Genomic DNA, 21,525 nt, shown 5'->3' with positions numbered 1-21,525 from the left:
GCTCGCGATAGCGGTGTGTCAGACAACATTTACCGCGACTGAAAATCCGCTATCGCGAGCAGGCTCACTCCTACAAGGGGGTGCGCCTGTGTTCTGGATATCAAAGAAAATACTTGAGATTGAACCCGACGTTGTCGCGGTCGCGAATCCCGTTGTTCTGTCCGCCGCCCCAGAAGTTGGTGTATTGCACCTCGGCTTCGAGCTTGTTCTGGTAGTTGGCCTTGATCCCCAGGGTGTAGGCCTTACGCCCGTCGATGGTGTTGCCGGCCTGATAGCTGTTGCCCTTGAAGTCGTCCTTGTAGACGACGTAAGGCGAGACGTTGACCCCGGCGTACACGTCGTTCCAGGTACCGTTGAACATCACCGTGTAGCTGTAGGAGTTGCGGTTGACCTGATCATCACGATCACCGCCGGAGACATAAGAGGTGTTGCCGGTACCGGCGTAATAACGCGTGCTGCCGTCGTAGGCGGTGTATTGCAGACTGCTGCCGCGCAGGTGTTCGGAGGCCAGTTCGAAGATGCCGAACATCGAGTCGAACGACAGCGTCGGGCCGAAGTTGTAGATGCTGCCCAGCGAGGTGTTGAACGCCTCGACGCGCTCGGCGTTGTTGATCTCGCTGTCGAGGGTGACCATCTGCCCGCCAACGTTGACCGCCTTACCGGTCACCGCCACAGCGGCACCGTTGGCCAGATCGCCGATCAAGTCGTTAGTCGCGGCGATGCCGATCGGCAGGTTCGGCCGGTAGGCAATCTCGCCGAACACCGAGGCCTGGCCCAAAGTGGTGTTGAAGCTGAAACCGTACATACGGATGTCTTCGGCATAGCGCCGATGCGCCTGAATGTTGCCCATCACATCGGCCGTCGCCAGACCGTTAGCCAGCGCCCCAGCCTGACTGCCGGCCACACCGGCGAGCATGTTGGTCAGGGCATTCATGTCGATGCCTTTGTAGCCACCGAGGTCAGCGGCGATGGTCGGCTCCTTGGCGTGGTAATTGACCAGGTACAGGCCGAACTCGGTGCTGTTGAGCTCCTCGGCGATGTAGCGAAACGCAAAGCCAAACTGGCCGTCGTTGCGCGCGTTGTAGTCCTTGCCGATCGACGCCACTTTCAGCGTATTGCCGTAGGCCGGGGTCACACCGTTGGCGTACAGGCCGGTGCTTTTCAGCGCCGGGCCGAGCAACGGATTGTTGCCCAGTGCGCTGTACAGCCCAATGACGTTGCCGAACCCCGGCACCGGGGTGTCGAGCGCGGTGCCGCTGAAGTTGTTGTAACCGGTGTTGCCGCCATCGGCGAACAGGTCGGTCTGCGAGTAGAACGTGCCGACCGGGTCGATGCGGGTTTCCTTCCAGTTGGTCTGGTAGAAGCTCTCCAAGGTCAGCGAATCGGTCAGGCCAATGTTGAAGCTCACGGCCTCCACCGGCATCAGCACTTCCTTGACTTCGGCGCCCGGCAAGCGGTACTTGGCGGCGTCCACCGGGTTGGTGGTGTTGATCCCGCCGCGATAGAAAATCCCCTCGCCCCAGTTGAACACCTGACGCCCGACCCGCGCGGTGACCGGCATCTGCGCCACGTCCCAGTTGCCGTAGACATAGGCGTCGAGCATCTCGATCCGGCTGCCGGCGATGTCGCGGGTCTGGCTGGTGAAGCGGTCGTCCTGCGGGTAGCTCTGACTCGGCTGCGCCGGGTTGTTGTTGCGGTAGTAATCGTTGCGCTTGTCCATCAACTGGGTGTCGTAGAACGCCGTGCCGCGCAGGAACATCCCGTAGTTCTGGTAGTTGGCCTCCAGCTCCGAAGTGATTTTGTACACCTCGGAAACCAGCCCGGTGTCGAAGTTGCGATTGCCGTCGTTGGTATTGACGTCATCGTTGTTCTTGTCGCGGCCCTGCACCCGCCACAAACGCCCATAGGACAGGGTCGTGTCGATCGAGCCGGTGACTTGATTGTCCAGCACGCTGAACTCCGCAGCCTGCAGCGCATCCACCGCGCAGAGTTGCAGCAGCCCTGCCAGGCCGACACCGGGCAGTGCCACGCCGGTGAGGCGCAATCGAGTGTTGATCATGGGTTCCTCCTTGTTCTTATTGTTTTTTGCGTGGCCGCGACGGCTACGGTGCCAGTCCAGCGCGGACATAAATCCGGCTGTGCGCGCCGAAATGCCCGAGCAGTTTGAACAGCTGCTGATTGAGTGCCGGATGCTCGAAGGTCTCGCGCTGCAACTGGTTGCCGCTGCTGAAATCGCTGGTCACCGGGGCCGTCTCCAGCCACTGGCCGATGGTTTCATCGAACGCCGCCGAGTCTTGGACCGACTCGGCGCTGACCACTTCGCGCAAGTAGTCCACCGAGTACGGCGGATAGTGTTGGTCTTGAGCGACATCGGCGTAGGCCGCGAGCATCGGATGCGCCTGACCGGCACGTAGCACGCGGCGCAACCAGGTCGATTGATACTTCTCGATTTCCATATGGCGGGTGGCGACCCGTTCGATCGAGGCTTTTTTATCGTCGGCAAAACCGGCCAGCGCCTTGCCTTCCAGCAACAACAGACTCGGCAGTTCGACCCCGGGCAATGGCTTGGCGTGATAAGGCTGGGTCAGGTCCTGCACGTGGTGCACGCCCCATCCGAGAAAGCGGTAACCCCAGTAAGGATGGCCAGAGGCGAACGCCAGACGCGCCAGCCCCAGGTACTGATAGGCGCGCCAATCCGGCCAACTGCGCTGAAGAAATCCGGCAGCGGCATACACCACCGCGCTTTCATGGAAGAAGCCCATGTGGAACGGTGCCTGCGAGCTGTACTGAAAACGCGCATCGCCAAACGGCTGCGGGCCGAAGCCATACAGCGCGCCGACCTCGCCGGGGTTGTCGCTGAACAGGTTGATGTCGTGACCGTAATCCGGCTCGTCGGCGGCGCTTGCCAGCACCGCCAGCGGCGCAACTTTTTCGCCGTCCGCCACGCGAATGAAACGCTGACGATTCCATGGCGAAAGCGTCTGCTCGACCATCACCTGATCGGCACTGAGATGTTCGCGTTCGGGCAGGTCTTGGCCCGGCAGCGGCTGAATGACCATCGCCAGATGAATGCGCGGATTGAGCCGCAACGCCGTGAGAAAATCGTGGCGCAGATTGTCGCTTGGTACGGCGGGCAGTTTCAGGTTGTCGGGGCGCGGCGGGTATTGGGTGAAGTGTTCACGGGCGAAGTTTTCCTGTTGTTCCAGCAGTGCGACCACGGCTGGATACTGCTCGGCGAGAAAACGCTCCAGCGGCTCGACTTCGACCGGCGGCGCATCGCGCAGCGCCGGCAGTTCCTGCAACGCCAGATAGCTGCCCACCGTGTGGTTCGACCAGCCCCACGCCGTCGGGGCCATTGCACAAAGCAGCAACAGGAGAAATGTCAGCTTCATTGCTTTTAATTCTTATTGGAGGTGCTGTGGGGGTTGAGCCTAACAACCGCCCCAGGCGCTGACACTGTCCGATCTCACCAGAAAAAGTCTCCGATAGCGCCATGTGCGAATCACCACGCCCCCTGTAGGAGTGAGCCTGCTCGCGATGGCGGTGGGTCAGTCAAACAGGTGCAAGCTGACACACCGCCTTCGCGAGCAAGCCCGCTCCCACAGGGGATTTCTGGTGTCTGGTCAGGCGGGGTAACCGGTGATTTTGCGGATGCTCTGGTACAACGGCTTGAGCTGGCGATACATGCGCAGGTACACCTCTTTGTACAAACGCTCATAGACCTGCTGTGCCTCGGGCTGCGGCGTGAATACCGTCCCGACGCGGGTCATCGCGGCGATTGCCGTGGGGAAATCCGCATACAAGCCCAACCCCACCGCACAACAGATCGCCGCGCCCAACCCGGACGCTTCGTACACATGCGGACGCTCCGCCGGCAGACCAAAAATATTCGCCGTCAGCTGCATCGCCGCATCACTCTGCGAACCGCCACCGGCCACGCGCAGACGCTTGACCGACACCTTCGAGCGCTTCTCGATGTTCTCCAGGCCTTGGCGCAGCGCATACGCCAGCCCTTCCAGAATCGCCCGGTAAATGTGCGCGCGGGTGTGCACGTCGCCGAAGCCGATCATCGCGCCCTTGGCTTCGACACCCGGCTCACGAATCCCCGGCGACCAGTACGGTTGCAGCATCAGCCCCATCGATCCCGGCGGCACCGCATTCACCAGCGCATCGAACAGTTGCTCGGGTTCAATGCCCTGCTCTTTGGCCTGCTGCATCTCGCGCAGGCCGAACTCGTTCTTGAACCAGCTGACCATCCAGTAACCGCGATAAATCATCACCTCGCAGTTGTACTGATCCGGCACCGCCGAGGGGTACGGCGGGATCAGCGGGACGATTTCCAGATAGCGCGAGCGAGTGCTGGTGATCGTCGCCGTGGTGCCGTAGGACAGGCACACCGTGCTCGCATCGACCACGCCGGAACCGACCACTTCGCAGGCCTTGTCAGCGCCCGCAGCAATCAGCGGCAAGCCCTCCGGAATCCCCGTGTGGCGGCTCGCTTCGGCGCTGATGTAGCCAAGGGTTTCGCCGGGCTTGTGCAAGGTCGGCAATTGTTCCGGACGCACCGCCAGCGCCTGCCATTTCCAGTCGCTGGGCGCGGCCCATTTCAACCGTTTGAAGTCGAACGGCAGATAGCCGACGCAGCAACCCACCGAGTCGACAAAGCGCCCACACAAACGATGGGTGAGAAACCCCGAGAGCAGCAAAAACTTGTCGGTCGCTGCCCATACTTCAGGCTGGTGTCTGGCGATCCAGTTGGCCTCGGCCTGAGCGCGAAAATAATCCACGGTGGCCTGCGCGCCGACCAGTTTGAACAGCCAGCCCCACGGCCCCTTGATCCCGCCCTCGACTTCGCTCTGGCGCTGATCGAGCCACAGAATGGCCGGGCGCAGTGGCTTGCCCTGAGCATCGACGTTTATCACCGTGCCGCGCTGAGTGGTCAGCGACACCCCGGCAATCTGCGAGCGATCAATCCCGGTTTGCGCCCATACCTGCTGACAGGCTTCGCCGAGTTTCGCCCAGTAATATTCCGGGTCCTGTTCGGCCCAGCCCGGTTGCGTCGAGTAGTACGCCTGCAACTCGACCTTGCCTTTACCGAGCAGATTGCCCTGCAAATCGAAGAGCAATGCGCGCACGCTCTGGGTGCCGTTGTCGATCGCCAGCAGGTAGCGCTTGTTCGCGTGGTTATCCATGGCGCTCTCTTCAAGGGGCATCAAGGCGTGGCATCCGGCAGACCGTGATGGCGTTGCCACAACGCCCGGTAACGCTGCAGCTCTTGCTGCCAGTGTGCATCGTCCCAGCCCAGTCTTGGCTGGCAGAGTTGGCGGATGGCAGCGAAATATTCTTCACCACCGCGCGCCAGCAACAGTCCCAGACGGGTACGACGTAGCAATAGATCATCGAGGTGCAGCACCATTTCCGCCTCACAGGCGAAGGCCAGTTCTGCCCACAAGGTGTCGGTGTTGCCGACCGTCTCGTGACCCAACTCGGCGATCAACTGCGCCAGTCGCGGCAGATCGCGGCCGTGCCTGCCGGCCAGACGTCGCCCCTGTTGCGGGCTGAGTCCGGGGATCGGCAGTGGCGCTACAGCGGCAAAAACCGCTGCGCCGTCATCTTCGAAATCGCGGCCAAGCATGTCGGCGCAGGCCTTGAGCACTTCGATGGCTTGCGGGCGAAACGTCGTCAGTTTGCCGCCGGCCAGGGTGACGCAACCCGGCTCCTGCCACAGCACATGTTCACGGGTTTCATTCGACGGTTTGCCTTGCTGTTCACCCGCCGTGCTGCCGACCACCGGACGCACGCCGGACCAGGTCGACAGCACATCGCTCGCCGTCACTTCGGCACCTGGAAATTGTTGCGTGCAGGCCGCCAGCAGATAGTCGAGTTCGTCAGCGCTGATGCTCGCGCTCTGGTCCAGATTCTCGCGATGATCGAGGTCGGTGGTGCCGACCACCGTCGCCCCTTCCCACGGAAAAACGAACACCGGCCGACGGTCGCGCGCATGCAGAAACGTGAAGGCCTGCGCCACCGGCAAGCGCCAGCCCGGCAACAGCAGATGGCTGCCGCGCAATGGCCGCAACTGTCGTGGCGCCTCGGGCAAACGCAGGCGCTCAGCCCACGCCCCGGTCGCCACCGCCAGCACGCCGCAACGCAATTGCAGCGATCCACCCGCTTCGCAGTCCTCTATCTGCACCCCACACACCCGACCGTTTTCGCGCAGCAAATGTTCGACGCGCACCCCGTTGAACACCGCCGCGCCATCGGCCCGCGCTTCGTGCAACACGCGCATCACCAGCCGTGCGTCATCGGTCAGCGCATCGACAAAACAGGTGCCGCCGAGCAGGTGATTTTCCTTCACCCCCGGCGCCAGAAAACGCAGTTGCTGCGCGTCATGAAAACGATGGCTGCGGCGTCCGGCCAACGCGTCGTACACCGACAACAAGCCACCGAACACACGCGGCCCGGGAAAGCCACCGCGATAGTGCGGCATCATGAAACTCATCGGCTCCACCAGCCCCGGCGCTTCGTCGAGCAGACGCTGACGCTCGCGCACCGAATCGCGGGTCAGGCGCCACTGGCCCTTGGCGATGTAACGCAAACCGCCATGGACCATTTTCGACGATCGGCTGGAGGTGCCCCAGGCGAAATCCCGTTGTTCCAGCAGCAGACAACGCCAGCCACGCCGCGCCGCTTCGCGCAGGATGCCGGCACCGCTGATGCCGCCGCCGATGACGATCAGATCCCAGGTTTCGTCGGCCAATGTCGGCAAGGTTTGCTGGCGCCACGCAGCGTTCCAGTCCGGGTGCATGACCGTCACTCCTGCAACAGCGTGCCGGGGTTGAGGCGCCCGGCCGGATCGAAGTGCTTGCTCAGCGCCTGCAAGGCGTCCATCGCCAGTGCGCCTTTCTCGCGCGGCAGATACGGCGCGTGATCCTTGCCGACCCCATGCTGGTGGCTGATGGTGCCGTGGTTGTCGACGATGGTCTGGCTGGCCGCGTGCTTGAGCGCCTGCCAGCGCGCCAGCGTCGCCGGGTAATTCGCCGCCGGGCGAAACACGTAGGTGGTGTAGATGCTCGAGCCTTCGCCGTAAACGTGGGACAGATGGGTGAACACGTGCACCCGCTCGCCCTGCGCTGCCAAGGCATCGCGCAGGCTGTTTTCGATCAGGTTGAGCAGGTGGTCGACGTTGCTCCAGTCGGTGGCGGTTTCCAGGGTGTCGACAACGTAACCGGCGTTCCACAGGTTCTCGCGCAGGTAGGGGAAACGGAAGCGGTTCTGCGCCCATTTCTTGCCAAGCAAGGTGCCGGTGAACACGCCACCGAAGGCTTTCAGATGCCGGCGGGCCTGGCTCAGCGACAGCGCGTTTTGCCGACGGTTGCCGGTCACGCCGAAGGTCAGCAGGCATTTGCCTTCACCGGCACCGCGCAGGCTCAGGTACTTTTCCAGCCAGGCGATTTGCTGCGGATGCCCAGACAGCGCCAGTTGGGTTTCGGTCTCCACCGCGTTCGACAGGCGCAGCATCGACAGCGGCACCCGCGCCTGGGCCAATTGGCGAATCGCTTGCAGCGCCTTGCTCCAACTGGGCAGGAACACTCCGTAAAAACGCTCATCGGCCGGCAGCGGACTGACCCGCACTTTGACCTCGGAAATGATTCCGAAACGACCCTCACAACCGAGCACCACTTCGCGCAGATCAGGCCCCGCCGCCGAGGCTGGGAACGTCGGAATTTCCAACGGCCCGGCGAAAGTTTCCAGGGTGCCGCCAGCGAACAATTGCTCGATGCGCCCGTAGCGCAACGACTGCTGACCGCTGGAGCGACTGGCCACCCAACCGCCCAGCGTCGACAACTCCCACGACTGCGGGAAATGCCCCAGCGTATAGCCGCGAGCGCGCAGCTGACTTTCCACCTGCGGGCCACTGGCGCCGGGGCCGAACGTCGCCAGTTGGCTCTGCTCGTCGAGGTCGATCAGGCGATTCATCCGCGCCAGCGACACGGTCACCACCGGTCGCGTCGAATCCGGCGGGTTGATGTGCCCGGCCACCGAAGTGCCGCCGCCGTAGGGAATCAGGCACAGGTCCTGCTCATGGGCAAGCGCCAGCAACTGGCGGATCTGTTCGGCAGTTTCGGGAAACGCCACCGCATCGGGATAGTTGCCCAGCGCGCCTTCGCGCAGCGCCAGCCAGTCCGGCAGGCTCTGGCCCCTGGCGTGCAGCAGACGGTCATGGGCGTCGACGCTGTACAAGGTGTGCGCCGCCAGCCGCGAGAGCGGCACCCGCGCCAATGCCGACTCCAGCGTGGCATCGGGCAATACGTGCCCGGCCCCCAGTCGTTCATGGAGAAAACTCGCGCCCTGGGCCGGCAGTTCGACCACCGTTGTTGCCTCTCCCCAGCCGTTCCAGCGTCGCATGCGTGTGTCCTTCTTATGCAGTCTGATCAGTGATGTGGCAGGCCTCCATACTAGTCAGCGGCCAAAAAGTGTCACGGTCGCATCCGGCCAGTTCGAGTAGCCAATTGAGTCAAACGTCGCGCAAGTGCCAGCCATTTACTTTAGTCGGGGTTTCAAATTACCTTTCAGGCATTCATTCGCTCACGCAGGCCTTGATCAAGGAATTCGGATCATGCAATCGCTCGGCTTCACCTCGGTTCCGCCGCTGCTCAAATACGTGCGCCATGCCGAGCAACTGGGCATGGCCATCGAGCCGGCGTTGGCGGCAGCCGGATTGCAGGCGCAGCAACTGAGCGACAACAGCCTGCGCCTGCCGGGCGAAACCCATGAGCGCCTGCTCGATTATTTCTGCGAGCACTCGGGCGATCCGCTGTTTGGTCTCAACGCGGCCAATTTCGTCCTGCCCAATTCCTGGAGCGTGCTCGGTTACATCACCATGAACTGCGCGACCCTGGGCGATGCCATGAGCCGGATCATGCCGTTCGAAAAACTGGTGGGCGACATGGGCGTCAGCCGCGCCGAAGTGCAGGACGGTCATGTACACCTGATCTGGACTTGCCGCTACGAGCGTCCGCGGATTCGTCGGCATCTGGTGGAAAACGTTCTCGGCTCCTGGCTGCAATATGCACGCTGGATCGCCGACACGCAGATGTCGCCCGCCGCTGTGTGGCTGGAACATCCATGCCCGACAGACGCCACCCAGGCGCAGTACGAAGCTTTTTTCGATTGCCCGGTGCTGTTCGAGCAGGCCTATTCAGCGCTGATCGTGCCGTTGGCGTATCTGCAATTACCGCTGCGCCAGGCCGATGCGCAATTGCTGCGTACGCTGGAAGAACACGCGATGGGCTTGATGGCGACGCTGGAGGATGCGTCGCTGGAACAACGGGTCAAAAGCATCCTGCGCCAGTTGCTCAAGGAAGGCTTGCCGCGCAAGGAACAGGTGGCCGAGCAGCTCGCGGTGTCGGTGCGCACGTTGCAGCGCCAGTTGCATCAGGCGGGGACGTCGTATCAGCAGATTCTGGATGATTTGCGTCAGGAGCTGGCGGAGCATTATTTGCTCAACAGCACGTTGCCGATTCAAGACATTGCGCAGTATCTGGGGTTTACCGAGCCGAGGTCGTTTCATCGCACGTTCAAGAGCCGGCGCGGGATGCCTCCGGGGGAGTTTCGGCAGATGCATCGGGGGTGACGGGACTGGCCTCTTCGCGAGCAAGCCCGCTCCCACCGTGGATCTTCAGTGGATGCAGATTTTGTGTACGACATAACCCCCCTGTGGGAGCGAGCTTGCTCGCGAAGGCGCCAGTCGCCTCACCTCAATCCGACAGACAAATCCTCCGCTCCTGTAGTGCAATAAACACTTTCCAGCACGCCTGTTTAAAGACACTCAGTGTTACGGCTCACCACCCTACAAATCCTTGCGCCGCTGCCTACGGCTAAGCCAGAATCCGCCGGCTTGTGCGCCCCGGAGGCCGTCGGTAACTTGAGTCCGTCACTGATTTCCAGTGATCGGGTTTAGTAGCCCGAGGTTTTTGGGGCGTATCGCTCATCAGACAGTCAGGTCTTTGCCTGAACGTTATGGTGGCTGTGCGCAGGGCGCCCTCGGGCGCGCCGGTTTCCCAGATCCCCGGTCTACTAACCTGCGCACGGCTGCCTCCATTTCTTTTAGTAGGGAAACGGTGGCCAGCCCTCAATGAGGATCTGGCAAATGTTCAAAGTTACACCCAACCCGCCGCCCACCGACGCGGCCTCCCCCTACGAATCCCCCGAATCAAGGAAATTCCACGAAGCCGCCGAGCGCGCCCTCGACCACTACCTCGGCCCACCGAGGCCCGCGATCATGGCCACCCCGTACCAGCCCAATCGTCTCTACATGGCCAACCCGGCCAGCGGCACCGAACCGTTGCTGGCCGACGCCAGCGAAACCCTGGGCTCGGCCACCGTGATGCTCAACGACTTCGCCGGCCTGCTTGAAGGCTCACACCGCAAGACCCTGCAAGGCATCGCTCAGGTGGTGATGGTGGCGGAAATCGCCGTCAATCGGGTGCTGGATCAGTTAGTGCCAACCGAGTAACGAAAAAGCCCGCGGCAAAACCTTAGTGGTTTGGCAGCGGGCTTTTTTGTATGGCGTGAATCTTTTTCCCTCACCCCAACCCTCTCCCGGAGGGAGAGGGGGCCGATCGAGGGATGCTCGCGAGACACACCGACCTGAAAATGCTGCTGTGAATGCACAATCGCAGCGGATCATTCAGGTCGATGTACAGCGCAAGACACCTCGGTCAGTCCCCTCTCCCTCTGGGAGAGGGTTAGGGTGAGGGGCTCTTCTCAGCTCAAACACTGATCGCGTTGGTAAACACCAACCGATTACCAAACGGATCAGCAATCGTCATGTCCTGACTGCCCCACGGCATCGCCTGAATCTGTGGGTGCGAGAACTTGTAATCCTTGGCTTGCAACTGCTGCTGAAAAGCCTCCAGTTCGTCGGTCTCGATACGCAACGCCGAACCCGGCGTCGCATCGCCATGATGCTCGGACAGGTGCAGCACGCACTCACCACGGGACACCTGCAGATACAGCGGGAAGTTCGCTTCGAAACGATGCTGCCAGTCGATCTTGAAGCCGAGGAAGTCGACGTAAAATTCCAACGCCTTGGCTTCATCGAAGATCCGCAGGATCGGGGTGGTTTTGCCGAAGCTCATGGGGTGCTCCCTGACTGGTTGGCCCAAGCGTTTAGCTGGGCTGGATGTCAGCAATTCGGCTTGGTTTCGACATTCTTTAATCTCAGAGTGCCACTATGAGACGTAGATCAAAAGATCGCAGCCTTCGGCAGCTCCTACAGGGGCTTGGCAATCAATGAAACCCTTCGCGCAAATCCCCGTTCCTCGCCAGAAATCGTCCTTTTCGACGACCGTTCGCCTGTCCGTCGCAATAGCTCAACACGCCATTGACCCACACCCCGTCAATCCCCTGCGCCGCCCGCTGCGGATCATGGAAATCCGCCACATCGCGCACCGTCAAAGGATCGAACAACACCAGATCCGCCCAGTGCCCCTCGCGAATCTCGCCGCGCTCTTTCAAGCCAAACCGCGCCGCCGACAGGCCGGTCATCTTGTGTACCGCCGTGTGCAGCGGAAACAACCCGAGATCGCGACTGAAATGGCCGAGCACTCGTGGGAAAGCGCCCCACAGGCGTGGATGCGGGAATGGGTCTTCCGGCAGTCCGTCAGAGCCGACCATCGACAGCGGATGCGCGAGGATTTTTCGTACATCCGCCTCGTCCATGCCGTAGTACACCGCGCCCGCCGGTTGCAGGGACTTGGCGGCTTCGAGCAGTGGCACGTTCCATTCGGCGGCGATGTCGATCAGGTCGCGACCGCTGACTTCGGGGTGCGGCGTCGACCAGGTGATGGTGATGCGGTGGGCGTCGGTGACTTGCTTCAGATCCAGCGTCGAAGAACTCGCCGCGTAGGGATAGCAATCGCAGCCCACGTGCTGGGTTTTCGCCGCTGCTTCCAGCGATGCGAGCAACTGCGGACTACGCCCCCAGTTGCCGACACCGGCGCATTTGAGGTGGGAAATGATCACCGGGGATTGTGAGTGACGGCCGATGCTGAACGCTTCCTCCATCGCCTCCAGCACCGGTTCGAATTCACTGCGCAGATGGGTGGTGTACACCGCGCCGAACGCCGTGAGTTCTTCGGTCAGTTGCTTCACTTCGTCGGTGGAGGCGTTGAAGGCGCTGGCGTAGGCCAGGCCTGTGGATAAACCGAGCGCGCCAGACTCAAGGCTTTCACGCAATTGCTCGCGCATCGCGGCGATTTCATCTGGAGTGGCGGTACGGAACAGGTCGTCGAGGTGATTGCTGCGCAGTGCGGTGTGACCGACCAGTGCGGCAACGTTTAACGTGGTGTTCGCCGCTTCGACGGCGGCGCGGTAATCGCTGAAACGTGGATAGACGAACGCCGCTGCGCTGCCGAGCAGGTTCATCGGGTCCGGCGGATCGCCTTTCAGACTGACCGGCGAAGCACTGATCCCGCAGTTGCCGACAATCACCGTGGTCACGCCCTGGCTGAGCTTGGGCAGCATCTGCGGCTGGCGGATGACCACGGTGTCGTCGTGGGTGTGCACGTCGATGAAACCCGGGGCGAGCACGCGGCCGGCGGCGTCGATTTCTTCAACGGCGTGGGCATCGCGCAGGTCGCCGATACGCTCGATACAGCCATTGAGAATCGCCACATCGGCGCGGTAGCCGGGGGTGTTGCTGCCATCGATGACGGTGGCGTTGCGGATCAGCGTGTCGTACAGCATGTCAGTCTCCCAGCGGCAGGTGATCGTCGCCGCCACGGTATTCGTCGAGGGCGAGTTTGATCCGCCGCAGACGCTCTTGATTGTCTTCAGGATTGGCCAGCGCCAGCTCGGTCGCAAGCACATCGATGGCCAGCAGCATGCCGTAGCGCGCCGCCGTCGGTTTGTAGATGAACGAAGTTTCCGCGCCTTGCAGCGGCAGGACGATGTCGGCCAATTCGGCCAGCGGCGAGTCGGCGCGGGTGATGGCCAGAATGCGTGCGCCGTAGTTGCGCGCCAGTTCGACGGTTTCCAAAAGCTCCGGGGTGATGCCGGTCAGCGAGCAGACGATCAGCACTTGCTCGGCGTTCAGGCTGGCGGCGGTGACGCGCATCATCACCGCGTCGTGGTACACCGCAATCGGGTAGCCGAGGCGCACCAGGCGTACCTGCAATTCATCGCTGCACAGGGTCGAGCAGCCGCCCATGCCGAACGCGTGAATCATCCGCGCCTGGCCGAGCATTTTCACCGCGTCGGCGAAGCGCGATTCGTCAAACCCGGCCAGATGCTGGCGCAGCGTGGTTTCGATATCGCCGACAATCTGCCCGTAGAACGCCGACTGTTCAGGTGTGCCCGCCGGGTCGAGAAAACGGCTGCCGACGCCGCTGGCCTGAGCCAGTTGCAGCCGCAGATCACGCAGGTCGCGGCAGCCCACCGTGCGGGCGAAACGCGACAACGTGGCGGTGCTGACCTCGGCCCGTTGCGCCAGCTCTTCGAGGCTGGCGGAGGCGGCAAAACCGACGTCGTCGAGCATCAGCCGGGCGATGCGGCCCTCGCCCGCGCTGAAGGAGTCCTGACGGGCGCGGATCTGATAAAGGATGTCCATGGCGGCTGGCTCCGGTTACAGCAAATAAGAAAGGCCGACGGTCAGACCGAAAGCGACCAGCGAGATCAGGGTCTCAAGCACGGTCCAGGTCTTGAACGTCTGCGCGACCGTCATGTTGAAGTATTCCTTGATCAACCAGAAGCCGCCGTCGTTGACGTGGGAAAAGATCACCGAGCCGGCGCCGGTCGCCAGCACCAGCAATTCCGGGTGTGGATAACCCAGACCAATGGCCACCGGCGCGACCACGCCGGATGCGGTGGTCATGGCCACGGTCGCCGAGCCGGTGGCCACCCGCATCAACGCCGCGAACAACCAGCCCATGATCAGCGGCGACAGGTGAAATTCGTGGGCCAGCCCGACAATCTGATCGGTGACCCCAGCGTCCACCAGAATCCGGTTCAGACCACCGCCGGCGCCGACCAGCAAGGTGATGCTGGCGGTCGGTGCCAGGCACTCGTTGGTGAATTTGAGGATCGATTCACGATTGAAACCCTGGGCGATGCCCAGCGTCCAGAAACTCAGCAAGGTCGCCAGCAACAGCGCAATCACCGAGTTGCCGATGAACAACAGGAACTGGTTGAAACCACTGCCCGGCGTGGAAATCAGGTTGGCCCAGCCACCGATCAGCATCAGCACCACCGGCAACAGAATGGTCGCCATGGTGATGCCGAAACCCGGCAGCTTGTCGCGCGGTTCGCGGTCGAGAAATTGTTTTTCCAGCGGGTTATCCGCCGGCAGCTGAATGCGCGGCACGATGAATTTGGCGTACAGCGGGCCGGCGATGATTGCGGTGGGAATACCGATGGCAATCGCATACAGCAAGGTCTGCCCGACCGAGGCCTGATACGCCTGCACCGCGAGCATCGCCGCCGGGTGCGGCGGCACCAGCGCATGCACCACCGACAGACCGGCAACCATCGGCAAGCCGACCATCAGAATCGACACGCCCACCCGCCGCGCCACGGTAAAGGCGATTGGTACCAGCAATACAAAACCGACTTCGAAGAACAGCGGCAGCCCCACCAGAAACGCGATGCAAACCATCGCCCAGTGCGCGTTCTTCTCGCCGAATTTTTCGATCAAGGTGCGGGCCATCTGCTCCGCGCCGCCGGACTCGGCCATCATCTTGCCGAGCATCGTCCCCAGCGCCACCACCAGCGCAATATGCCCCAGCGTCTTGCCCACCCCGGCCTCATACGCCCCCACCACGCCCGACGGCGGCATCCCCGCCACCAGCGCCAGACCGATGGAAATCAGGGTGATGACAATGAACGGATTGAGCCGGTAACGCGCGATCAGCACGATCAAGGCGATGATGGCGACGGCGGCATACATCAGCAGCCAATAGCCGAAGGAAGGCGTCATGCGGTACTCCTCGAAAGGGTCACGTTCGAATGGGTTGTGAAACTCATAAATCATTTCGAGATCGAGTTTTCAAACCGCATGAAAGTAATTTTCGTGGAGAGGTAAGGCGTGTCGCTGCTGGGTATGTCTTGTCGCGATTAATGAAAATCGCGGGGTGGGATTTACATGTTTCTCAGGCAAACACAAAAACTTGTGGGAGCTGGCTTGCCAGCGATGGCGGCTGCCCATTCAAGATCTCTGCCGACTGATCCACCGCTTTCGCGAGCAAGCCCGCTCCCACAGTTTGATTGCATTCCTTCAGCAAGAATGCGGTCATCAACCTGTGGGAGCGAGCTTGCTCGCGAATGGCTTCACACGGTGTAGCGCGGGCTCACACCATCTCGTTACGAATCCACTCCACCACCGACGTACGCTTCGGTACCCAGCCCAGCAGTTCTCGGGCGTGTTTGCCGCGCACGCGGCTGTTGGAGCCGAGGCCGTAATTGGCCATTTCGTAGCCCCACTCGGCTTCGGCATCTTGCAGCGGCCAGTCTTGTGGCTCGCCGAGATTCAGCGCTTCGGCCATGGCGGTGGTCATGTCGATGAACGAGGCTTCGCCGCTTTCGACGAAGTAGAAGGTGCCCGGGACGTTTTTGGTCAGCGCCAGCAGGTACAGGGCGACGACGTCTTCGATGTGCACGTTGGACCAGATGTTCTGGCCAGTACCGACATGGCGCACCACGCCGCTTTTGCGTGCTTGTTTGAGCAGACGCGGCAACTGCACGCTGTCGCGATTGACGCCCAGGCTGTGGCCATAGATCAGCGTGTTGCAGATCACCGCCGAGTTCACGCCGTCCTTCGCGGCGGCGAGGATCAGGTTGTCGATGGCCACACGGGCAGCCTTGTCGACGGTGGGTTGCGGCAGGTTGTCTTCGTAATAGATGACGTCGCTGGACTTGCCGCCCGAGGCATCGCCGACGATGCTCGAACCGCTGGTGTGCAGGAACACTTTGTTCGATCCGCGCAGGGCATCAAGCAACGCTTCGACCGCACCGCGATGGTCGCTGCTGGCGGCGTTGATCACCGCATCGGCGGCGCGGGCCTGTTCAGCCAGCAATGTGCTGTCTTCGAGGGTGCCGATCACCGGGGTGATGCCCAAAGCTTTCAGCTCATCAGCCTGTTCGGCGCTACGCACCAGACCCGTGACGGTGTGGCCGGCCCGAACCAGACCGGTGGCGATGGAACCGCCGATGAATCCGGCAGCGCCGGTGATGAATACGTTCATGGAGAAACTCCCTGCGTGAATAAGTGATGCTGCGAGTATCGACCGCTAACCCCGGTGGAAAAACCCGCCCTCGCCCAAATCACTGTTGCGCAGGGATCACGAATCAACCCTTGAAATCCGCACTGGCGTAAGCCGCAAGCTTGCTCTGGATGAAGTCGAGGAAGCACTGGATGCGCAGCGCCAGTTGCGAGTTCCGGTAGTACACCGCGTTGATCGGCTGGCGATAACCGCTGTTGAATTCCGCCAGCAGCACCTTGAGGCGCCCGGCGCGGATGTCGTCGATGGTCATGAAGTGCGAGAGGCAGGCAATGCCCTGCCCTTCCAGGGCCAGATGACGCACGGTCTCGCCGCTGGAAGCGCTGATGGCCGGGGTGATCGGCCAGCGGTCACCGTGCACGTAACGCAGCGGCCACTGATTGAGGCCTTCGTTGTGGGTGAAACCGAGCAGGGCGTGGTCAGTCAAGTCGGCAACCTGCTGCGGCGCGCCGTGCTGCTCCAGATACGCTGGGCTGGCGACGATCAGCAGCGGACTGCAACCCAGCGAGCGCGCATGCAAGGTCGAATCGGCAAGGGTGCCGATGCGGATGGCGACGTCGGTGCTTTGTTCCAGCAGGTCAATGATCAGGTCATTGCTGTTGAGTTCGAGCTGGATGTCCGGGTACAGGCCACGGAATTCGTCGATGTACGGCACGATGGCGTGCAGCATGAAGGGCGACGCGGCGTTGATCCGCAGGCGTCCGGACGGGGTTTGCTGGCGTGAGGACAGTCGCTCTTCGAGCGCATCCATCTGGTCGAGAATCAGCTTGGCCTGCTCGAAGAAATACTTGCCCTCCTCGGTCAGGTCCATGCGCCGCGTGGTGCGGTTGATCAGCGTGGTGTCGAGCTTGGCTTCCAGCCGCGACAGTGTGCGGCTGACCGCCGAAGGGGTCTGGCCGACCTGCTCGGCAGCAGCGGAAATCGAACCGCACTCGATCACGCAGACGAAAATCTGCAACTCATCGGATCTGGCTTTCACGGGTGTCCCTTATTGATCGTCAGCACAAAATCCATTGTGGAGAGAGAACACCCCTGTGGCGAGGGGATTTATCCCCGATGGACTGCGCAGCAGGCCCCGCTTTTCGAGATCAAGATCGGGGGGCCGCTGCGCGACCCATCGGGGATGAATCCCCTCACCACATTTAAAACCCTCACCACAGTTACAACCGTAACCACATGAAATCACTTCACGCCTTGAGAGCAAACACCTGTTTCAGATGCTGCTCATACCGCGCCACATCATTCTCGATGTTCGGGCGCTTCATCACGTCCACACAGAGGAACGTCGGCAACCCGCTCATGCCCAAGAACTCGTTGGCCTTGTGGAACGGGAAATACACCGCATCCACACCTTTGGCTTCAAAGAAATCGCTCGGGTCATCGAACGCCTGCTGCGGTGCGTTCCAGGTCAGCGACAGCATGTATTGCTTGCCCTGAATCAGGCCGCCGCTGCCGTACTTCTGCGACGCATCGGAACGGGTCCGACCATCGCTGGCATAGAGGCTGCCGTGGCCTTCGGTGAAGACTTCGTCGATGTACTTTTTCACGGTCCACGGCGCGCCCATCCACCAGCCCGGCATCTGATAAATGATCACATCGGCCCAGAGGAATTTGGCCACTTCTTCAGCGACGTCGTAACCCTCGTCGATGAACGTGGTTTTGACATCCAGACCGCCACGATCCAGCACGCTCAGCGCGGTTTCGTGCAGGGTGGCGTTGTAACGACCGTCGGAGTGGGCGAATTTCTTGCCGCCATTGAGCAACAACACTTTTTTCATCGGAACGCCTCGCGCAGCCATTGGGCTGGAGAAAGATGGGAAAACGAATGGCGGCAGGTTAACCATCCACCTCGCGCGGAATAAGCCGCGTCGGCGCAAAATACATTTGATCAAAAAGCACGAATCGAATGCCGATTGTTGCAATAGCATTCCCGGCCATCTGCATTTGAGGAGTTGTTTTGATGAGTGAACGCCACGGTTTCATCCTGCATGCCAAGACCCGCCCGGAAAAAGCCGAGGCCTTCGAAGCACTGTTTCGCGCCTATGTCGAGCCGAGCCGCGCCGAGCCAGGCTGCATCGAGTACCACATGCTGCGCGACAAGGAAGACCCGACGCTGTTCATCTTCTACGAGATCTGGGAAAGCCAGGCGCACCTGGACGTGCACTCGAATCTGCCGCACATGCGCGAGTTTTTCGACAACCGCATGACGTATCTGGAGCGTGATTTCGATGTCCGTCGGATCGACATGCTCAGCGCCTCGTCGGCTAGCCGCTGATCAGCAAATGGGCGCCGAGCGCGCCCAGTCCGATAAAGAACACCCGCTTGAACAGCACAGCGCTGATGCGCTGACGCAACCATTGGCCGAACCACATGCCCAGCATCGCGGGAATCAGCACCAACAGCGAGGCACTCAATTCGCCACTGCCCAGTGCGCCGCGCCAGAACAGGCCGCCGGCCAGCGCCAGGGTCGAAACGGTGAACGACAGGCCCAGCGCCTGCACCAGTTCATCGCGACTCAAACCCAGCGCCTGCAGGTACGGCACCGCCGGAATAACGAACACACCGGTGGCCGAAGTGATAACCCCGGTGATCAGCCCGCACAGCGGACCCAGCCACGGTTCATGCCGGGGATTGACCTGCAGCGTTGGCAGCAACAACCCGCTCAACGCATACAGCAGCAACGCCGCGCCCAGCCCACGCACCACCCAATGCCCGCCTGCCATGCCGATCGACAACGTGCCGACGGCGGTGCCGAGGAAGATCATCAGCAACAGCGGCCACAGGCGTTTGAGCAGCCCTTTCAGATGCCCGCCAAAGGCCAGTTGCCAGACGTTGGTCAACGTCGCCGGAATGATCAGCAACGCGGCTGCCTGTGACGGCGCCATAGCCAGACCAAGCAGGCCCATGGCGACGGTGGGCAGACCGAGGCCGATCACGCCTTTGACCAGCCCGGCCATGATGAAAGTGGCGATGACCAGCAGGGACAGAGCCAAGCCGAGGTTTTGATAGAAGTCTGCAAATGCGTTCATGGCGCTACTGTGCGCTTTGGCGGGTGCGTTGAAAATCTGCCATATACTGAGGCTGCCTCTGCCGGTACAAGAGGCTGTTAATTGCGTTGCGGCTGATGGCCCCTTCGCGAGCAAGCCCGCTCCCACAGTTTTGGATTCACCACTGATCCACTGTGGGAGCGGGCTTGCTCGCGAAGAGGCCCGCCCAGACACCACAAAAACCACAGGCGGCCCCATGCACTTCGACCTCACCGACCTGCGCCTCTACCTGCACATCCTCGACACCGGCAACATCACCGCCGGCGCCGCCCGCAGCCATCTTTCGCTCGCCGCCGCCAGTGCGCGCATTCGCGCCATGGAAGCCTCGCTTGGCACCGAGTTCCTGCAGCGCGGCCGCCGTGGCGTGAGCCCGACGCCCGCTGGCAAGGCACTGGCCCACCACGCGCGCATCCTCCTGCAACAGGCCGAACGCATGCAGCAGGATCTGGCCGACTACGCCCAGGGCGTCAAAGGTCAGGTGCGACTGTTGTGCAACACCACGGCGATCACCGAATACCTGCCGGAAGTGCTCGCGGACTTTTTGCGCGAGCATCCCAACCTCGACATCGATCTGCAGGAACTGCCCAGCGCCCGCATCACCCACGCCTTGCGCCAGGGCGCAGCCGATATCGGCATCGTCTCCGATGCGGTGGACACCTCCGATTTACAGACTCAGCCCTTTCGCGATGATCCGTTAGTGCTGATCGTGCCGCGGGAACATCCACTGGCCAACGCCGCCGAAGTCAGCTTCAGCGACGCCCTGCATCACGATTTTGTCGGCCTGAGCACCGACAGCGCGCTGGCGATCTACCTCGAAGAACAGGCGCTGCACAGCGGCTCGCGCATGCAGGTGCGGATCCGCGCCGACGGTTTCGAAGGAGTGCTGCGCATGGTCGCCCGAGGCGCCGTCCTCGCCATCGTGCCGCTGGCGGCCATTGAACGCGCGACGCCGCGCTCATTCAACAGCATCACCCTCAACGAGCCATGGGCGCGCCGCACGCTGATGCTCTGCGCCCGGGACTTCGGCGCCCTGCCCGGTTATGCCAAAGCCTTGCTGCAAGCCTTGACTCTCCCCTGAGGGGCAGACTTCATCCTTGGCGTTCAACGGCAAGGAGCATGACCATGGGCAAACGCATTCTGCTGATTCTCGGCCATCCCGGCGCGACGAGTTTCTGCGCCGCACTCGCCGAGCGCTATGCACAATCAGCGCTCGATGCCGGACATCAGGTGCGTCAGTTGCGCTTGGGAGAGATGGCTTTCGACCCGGTGTTGCGCCAAGGGTATCAACAGGCTCAACCGCTGGAAGACGACTTACGCCGCGCGCAATCCGACATCCTTTGGGCCGAACATCTGACGCTGGTCTACCCGATCTGGTGGGGGCGGCATTCCGGCGCTGCTCAAAGGTTTTTTTGATCGGGTGTTGCTGCCGGGATTCGCCTTCAAATACCGAAAAGGCAAACCCTTTCCCGATCAGTTGCTCAAGGGGCGCACCGCGCATTTGCTGGTGACGATGGACACGCCACTCTGGTATTACCGCTGGATCTACCGGATGCCGGGACTGCATCAGGTGCGCAAGACCACCCTGCAGTTCTGTGGTATCAACCCCCTGCGCACGCTGACCTTCGGCCCGCTGCTTGACTCCAGCGACCGGCAGCGCCAGCGCTGGCTGCAACAGGCGCACGCTATCGCCCGCCGCTAAGTCTGCCGATAATGCGCCGCACGGTTTCACATTGAAAAAGGACTTTTATGTACATCGGCCAAGCCGCGCAACGTGCCGGCACCACCATCAAAAGCATTCGCCACTACGAGTCGATCGGTTTGCTGCCCACGCCCCGGCGCCAAGGTAAATATCGCCTCTACGACCAACAAAGCATCGAACTGCTGATCTTCATCAAATGCGCAAAAGAGATGGGCTTCAGGCTCCGGGAATTGCAGACGATTTTTGCCGCGCATCATGGCGAGGCCATGCCATGGGATCTGGCCCAACAGGCTATCGAGGCAAAAAAACGCGAGATCAACAGCAGCATCGCTGAGCTGACGCGGCAATACGCGCAACTGGAAGGTTTCGAAATCGACCTTGAACGGGCGCGGGTCGAATGCCCGCTGGAAAACCTTTGACGGTTTGCGCGTTTCTGAGCAGCTCGATGTCGAGCACAGACAACTGAGCGGCAACCGGGCGCTATAGGGTGCGAGTTGGT

At 61.7% G+C, this 21,525-nt stretch carries 18 protein-coding genes and 1 pseudogene; 6 read left to right on the top strand and 13 right to left on the bottom strand.

Going from position 1 to position 21,525, the window contains the following annotated elements; translation table 11 throughout:
* Positions 1-100: 100 nt before the first annotated feature.
* From QMX91_RS10430 to QMX91_RS10410, 5 genes are all read right to left on the bottom strand, one after another.
* Positions 101-2,059 (bottom strand): DUF1302 domain-containing protein, encoded by a 1,959-nt coding sequence (locus QMX91_RS10430; protein ID WP_282412679.1) that lies wholly within the window; start codon positions 2,057-2,059, stop codon positions 101-103.
* A gap of 43 nt (positions 2,060-2,102) precedes the next feature.
* Positions 2,103-3,392 carry a phospholipase gene (locus QMX91_RS10425; RefSeq protein WP_282412678.1) on the bottom strand — a complete coding sequence of 430 codons (1,290 nt, stop codon included), beginning with the start codon at positions 3,390-3,392 and terminating at the stop codon, positions 2,103-2,105.
* A 231-nt stretch (positions 3,393-3,623) separates the two neighbouring features.
* Entirely contained in the window at positions 3,624-5,192 is a 1,569-nt protein-coding gene (locus QMX91_RS10420) for an FGGY-family carbohydrate kinase (RefSeq protein ID WP_282412677.1), read from the bottom strand.
* A 20-nt stretch (positions 5,193-5,212) separates the two neighbouring features.
* Positions 5,213-6,808 (bottom strand): glycerol-3-phosphate dehydrogenase/oxidase, encoded by a 1,596-nt coding sequence (locus QMX91_RS10415; RefSeq protein ID WP_282412676.1) that lies wholly within the window; start codon positions 6,806-6,808, stop codon positions 5,213-5,215.
* 5 nt (positions 6,809-6,813) lie between these two features.
* On the bottom strand, positions 6,814-8,409 hold the full coding sequence (locus QMX91_RS10410; RefSeq protein WP_282412675.1) for an FAD-binding oxidoreductase: 1,596 nt from the start codon (positions 8,407-8,409) through the stop codon (positions 6,814-6,816).
* A 211-nt stretch (positions 8,410-8,620) separates the two neighbouring features.
* On the opposite strand from QMX91_RS10410, the gene QMX91_RS10405 reads away from it, so the two are divergent.
* Complete coding sequence (locus QMX91_RS10405; RefSeq protein ID WP_282412674.1) at positions 8,621-9,637, top strand: AraC family transcriptional regulator; 1,017 nt, start codon at positions 8,621-8,623, stop codon at positions 9,635-9,637.
* A 516-nt stretch (positions 9,638-10,153) separates the two neighbouring features.
* Complete coding sequence (locus QMX91_RS10400; protein WP_098967109.1) at positions 10,154-10,519, top strand: hypothetical protein; 366 nt, start codon at positions 10,154-10,156, stop codon at positions 10,517-10,519.
* A gap of 256 nt (positions 10,520-10,775) precedes the next feature.
* Here the strand turns inward: QMX91_RS10400 and QMX91_RS10395 are convergent, their stop codons facing one another.
* From QMX91_RS10395 to QMX91_RS10365, 7 genes are all read right to left on the bottom strand, one after another.
* Positions 10,776-11,144 carry a glyoxalase superfamily protein gene (locus QMX91_RS10395; RefSeq protein WP_041066674.1) on the bottom strand — a complete coding sequence of 123 codons (369 nt, stop codon included), beginning with the start codon at positions 11,142-11,144 and terminating at the stop codon, positions 10,776-10,778.
* A gap of 151 nt (positions 11,145-11,295) precedes the next feature.
* On the bottom strand, positions 11,296-12,753 hold the full coding sequence (locus QMX91_RS10390) for a D-aminoacylase (RefSeq protein ID WP_282412673.1): 1,458 nt from the start codon (positions 12,751-12,753) through the stop codon (positions 11,296-11,298).
* 1 nt (position 12,754) lies between these two features.
* On the bottom strand, positions 12,755-13,615 hold the full coding sequence (locus QMX91_RS10385; protein ID WP_282412672.1) for a MurR/RpiR family transcriptional regulator: 861 nt from the start codon (positions 13,613-13,615) through the stop codon (positions 12,755-12,757).
* A gap of 15 nt (positions 13,616-13,630) precedes the next feature.
* Positions 13,631-14,980, bottom strand: coding sequence for a GntP family permease (locus QMX91_RS10380; protein ID WP_047598034.1), 1,350 nt, complete (start codon positions 14,978-14,980; stop codon positions 13,631-13,633).
* 370 nt (positions 14,981-15,350) lie between these two features.
* On the bottom strand, positions 15,351-16,244 hold the full coding sequence (locus QMX91_RS10375) for an NAD-dependent epimerase/dehydratase family protein (RefSeq protein WP_223008134.1): 894 nt from the start codon (positions 16,242-16,244) through the stop codon (positions 15,351-15,353).
* Positions 16,245-16,347: 103 nt separating this feature from the next.
* Positions 16,348-17,259, bottom strand: a complete 912-nt coding sequence (locus QMX91_RS10370) for a LysR family transcriptional regulator (RefSeq protein ID WP_134785388.1) — start codon at positions 17,257-17,259, stop codon at positions 16,348-16,350.
* Positions 17,260-17,467: 208 nt separating this feature from the next.
* The gene (locus QMX91_RS10365) at positions 17,468-18,058 is read right to left on the bottom strand and encodes an NAD(P)H-dependent oxidoreductase (RefSeq protein WP_098967101.1); all 591 of its coding nucleotides are present in this window, start codon (positions 18,056-18,058) and stop codon (positions 17,468-17,470) included.
* A 182-nt stretch (positions 18,059-18,240) separates the two neighbouring features.
* Between QMX91_RS10365 and QMX91_RS10360 the strand changes: the two genes are divergently transcribed.
* Positions 18,241-18,555 carry a putative quinol monooxygenase gene (locus QMX91_RS10360; protein WP_098967099.1) on the top strand — a complete coding sequence of 105 codons (315 nt, stop codon included), beginning with the start codon at positions 18,241-18,243 and terminating at the stop codon, positions 18,553-18,555.
* Here QMX91_RS10360 and QMX91_RS10355 read toward each other — a convergent pair.
* Positions 18,545-19,309, bottom strand: a complete 765-nt coding sequence (locus QMX91_RS10355) for a sulfite exporter TauE/SafE family protein (RefSeq protein WP_282412671.1) — start codon at positions 19,307-19,309, stop codon at positions 18,545-18,547. The genes QMX91_RS10360 and QMX91_RS10355 overlap by 11 nt on opposite strands.
* Positions 19,310-19,523: 214 nt before the next feature.
* Between QMX91_RS10355 and QMX91_RS10350 the strand changes: the two genes are divergently transcribed.
* The 3 genes and pseudogenes from QMX91_RS10350 to QMX91_RS10340 all read left to right on the top strand — a co-directional run bounded on the left by QMX91_RS10350 (position 19,524) and on the right by QMX91_RS10340 (position 21,445).
* Complete coding sequence (locus tag QMX91_RS10350) at positions 19,524-20,405, top strand: LysR substrate-binding domain-containing protein (protein WP_282412670.1); 882 nt, start codon at positions 19,524-19,526, stop codon at positions 20,403-20,405.
* Between the two features lie 44 nt (positions 20,406-20,449).
* Positions 20,450-21,026: pseudogene (locus tag QMX91_RS10345) on the top strand (NAD(P)H-dependent oxidoreductase).
* Positions 21,027-21,073: 47 nt separating this feature from the next.
* A complete protein-coding gene (locus QMX91_RS10340) occupies positions 21,074-21,445 on the top strand; it encodes a MerR family transcriptional regulator (RefSeq protein ID WP_086793657.1) in 372 nt (123 codons plus the stop codon).
* The last annotated feature ends 80 nt before the right edge of the window (positions 21,446-21,525 follow it).

This window comes from Pseudomonas sp. PS01299 (assembly GCF_029960145.1).
Classification (GTDB): domain Bacteria; phylum Pseudomonadota; class Gammaproteobacteria; order Pseudomonadales; family Pseudomonadaceae; genus Aquipseudomonas; species Aquipseudomonas putida_A.
Note: the sequence above shows the minus strand (reverse complement) of the source record. Positions and strands in the feature narration are given on the sequence as shown.

What these genes read in the sequence shown, in the direction of transcription:
- QMX91_RS10430 (WP_282412679.1), bottom strand. Translation starts at nt 2,059, where the DNA reads ATGATCAACACTCGATTGCGCCTCACCGGCGTGGCACTGCCCGGTGTC.
- QMX91_RS10425 (WP_282412678.1), bottom strand. Translation starts at nt 3,392, where the DNA reads ATGAAGCTGACATTTCTCCTGTTGCTGCTTTGTGCAATGGCCCCGACG.
- QMX91_RS10420 (WP_282412677.1), bottom strand. Translation starts at nt 5,192, where the DNA reads ATGGATAACCACGCGAACAAGCGCTACCTGCTGGCGATCGACAACGGC.
- QMX91_RS10415 (WP_282412676.1), bottom strand. Translation starts at nt 6,808, where the DNA reads ATGCACCCGGACTGGAACGCTGCGTGGCGCCAGCAAACCTTGCCGACA.
- QMX91_RS10410 (WP_282412675.1), bottom strand. Translation starts at nt 8,409, where the DNA reads ATGCGACGCTGGAACGGCTGGGGAGAGGCAACAACGGTGGTCGAACTG.
- QMX91_RS10405 (WP_282412674.1), top strand. Translation starts at nt 8,621, where the DNA reads ATGCAATCGCTCGGCTTCACCTCGGTTCCGCCGCTGCTCAAATACGTG.
- QMX91_RS10400 (WP_098967109.1), top strand. Translation starts at nt 10,154, where the DNA reads ATGTTCAAAGTTACACCCAACCCGCCGCCCACCGACGCGGCCTCCCCC.
- QMX91_RS10395 (WP_041066674.1), bottom strand. Translation starts at nt 11,144, where the DNA reads ATGAGCTTCGGCAAAACCACCCCGATCCTGCGGATCTTCGATGAAGCC.
- QMX91_RS10390 (WP_282412673.1), bottom strand. Translation starts at nt 12,753, where the DNA reads ATGCTGTACGACACGCTGATCCGCAACGCCACCGTCATCGATGGCAGC.
- QMX91_RS10385 (WP_282412672.1), bottom strand. Translation starts at nt 13,615, where the DNA reads ATGGACATCCTTTATCAGATCCGCGCCCGTCAGGACTCCTTCAGCGCG.
- QMX91_RS10380 (WP_047598034.1), bottom strand. Translation starts at nt 14,980, where the DNA reads ATGACGCCTTCCTTCGGCTATTGGCTGCTGATGTATGCCGCCGTCGCC.
- QMX91_RS10375 (WP_223008134.1), bottom strand. Translation starts at nt 16,244, where the DNA reads ATGAACGTATTCATCACCGGCGCTGCCGGATTCATCGGCGGTTCCATC.
- QMX91_RS10365 (WP_098967101.1), bottom strand. Translation starts at nt 18,058, where the DNA reads ATGAAAAAAGTGTTGTTGCTCAATGGCGGCAAGAAATTCGCCCACTCC.
- QMX91_RS10360 (WP_098967099.1), top strand. Translation starts at nt 18,241, where the DNA reads ATGAGTGAACGCCACGGTTTCATCCTGCATGCCAAGACCCGCCCGGAA.
- QMX91_RS10355 (WP_282412671.1), bottom strand. Translation starts at nt 19,309, where the DNA reads ATGAACGCATTTGCAGACTTCTATCAAAACCTCGGCTTGGCTCTGTCC.
- QMX91_RS10350 (WP_282412670.1), top strand. Translation starts at nt 19,524, where the DNA reads ATGCACTTCGACCTCACCGACCTGCGCCTCTACCTGCACATCCTCGAC.
- QMX91_RS10340 (WP_086793657.1), top strand. Translation starts at nt 21,074, where the DNA reads ATGTACATCGGCCAAGCCGCGCAACGTGCCGGCACCACCATCAAAAGC.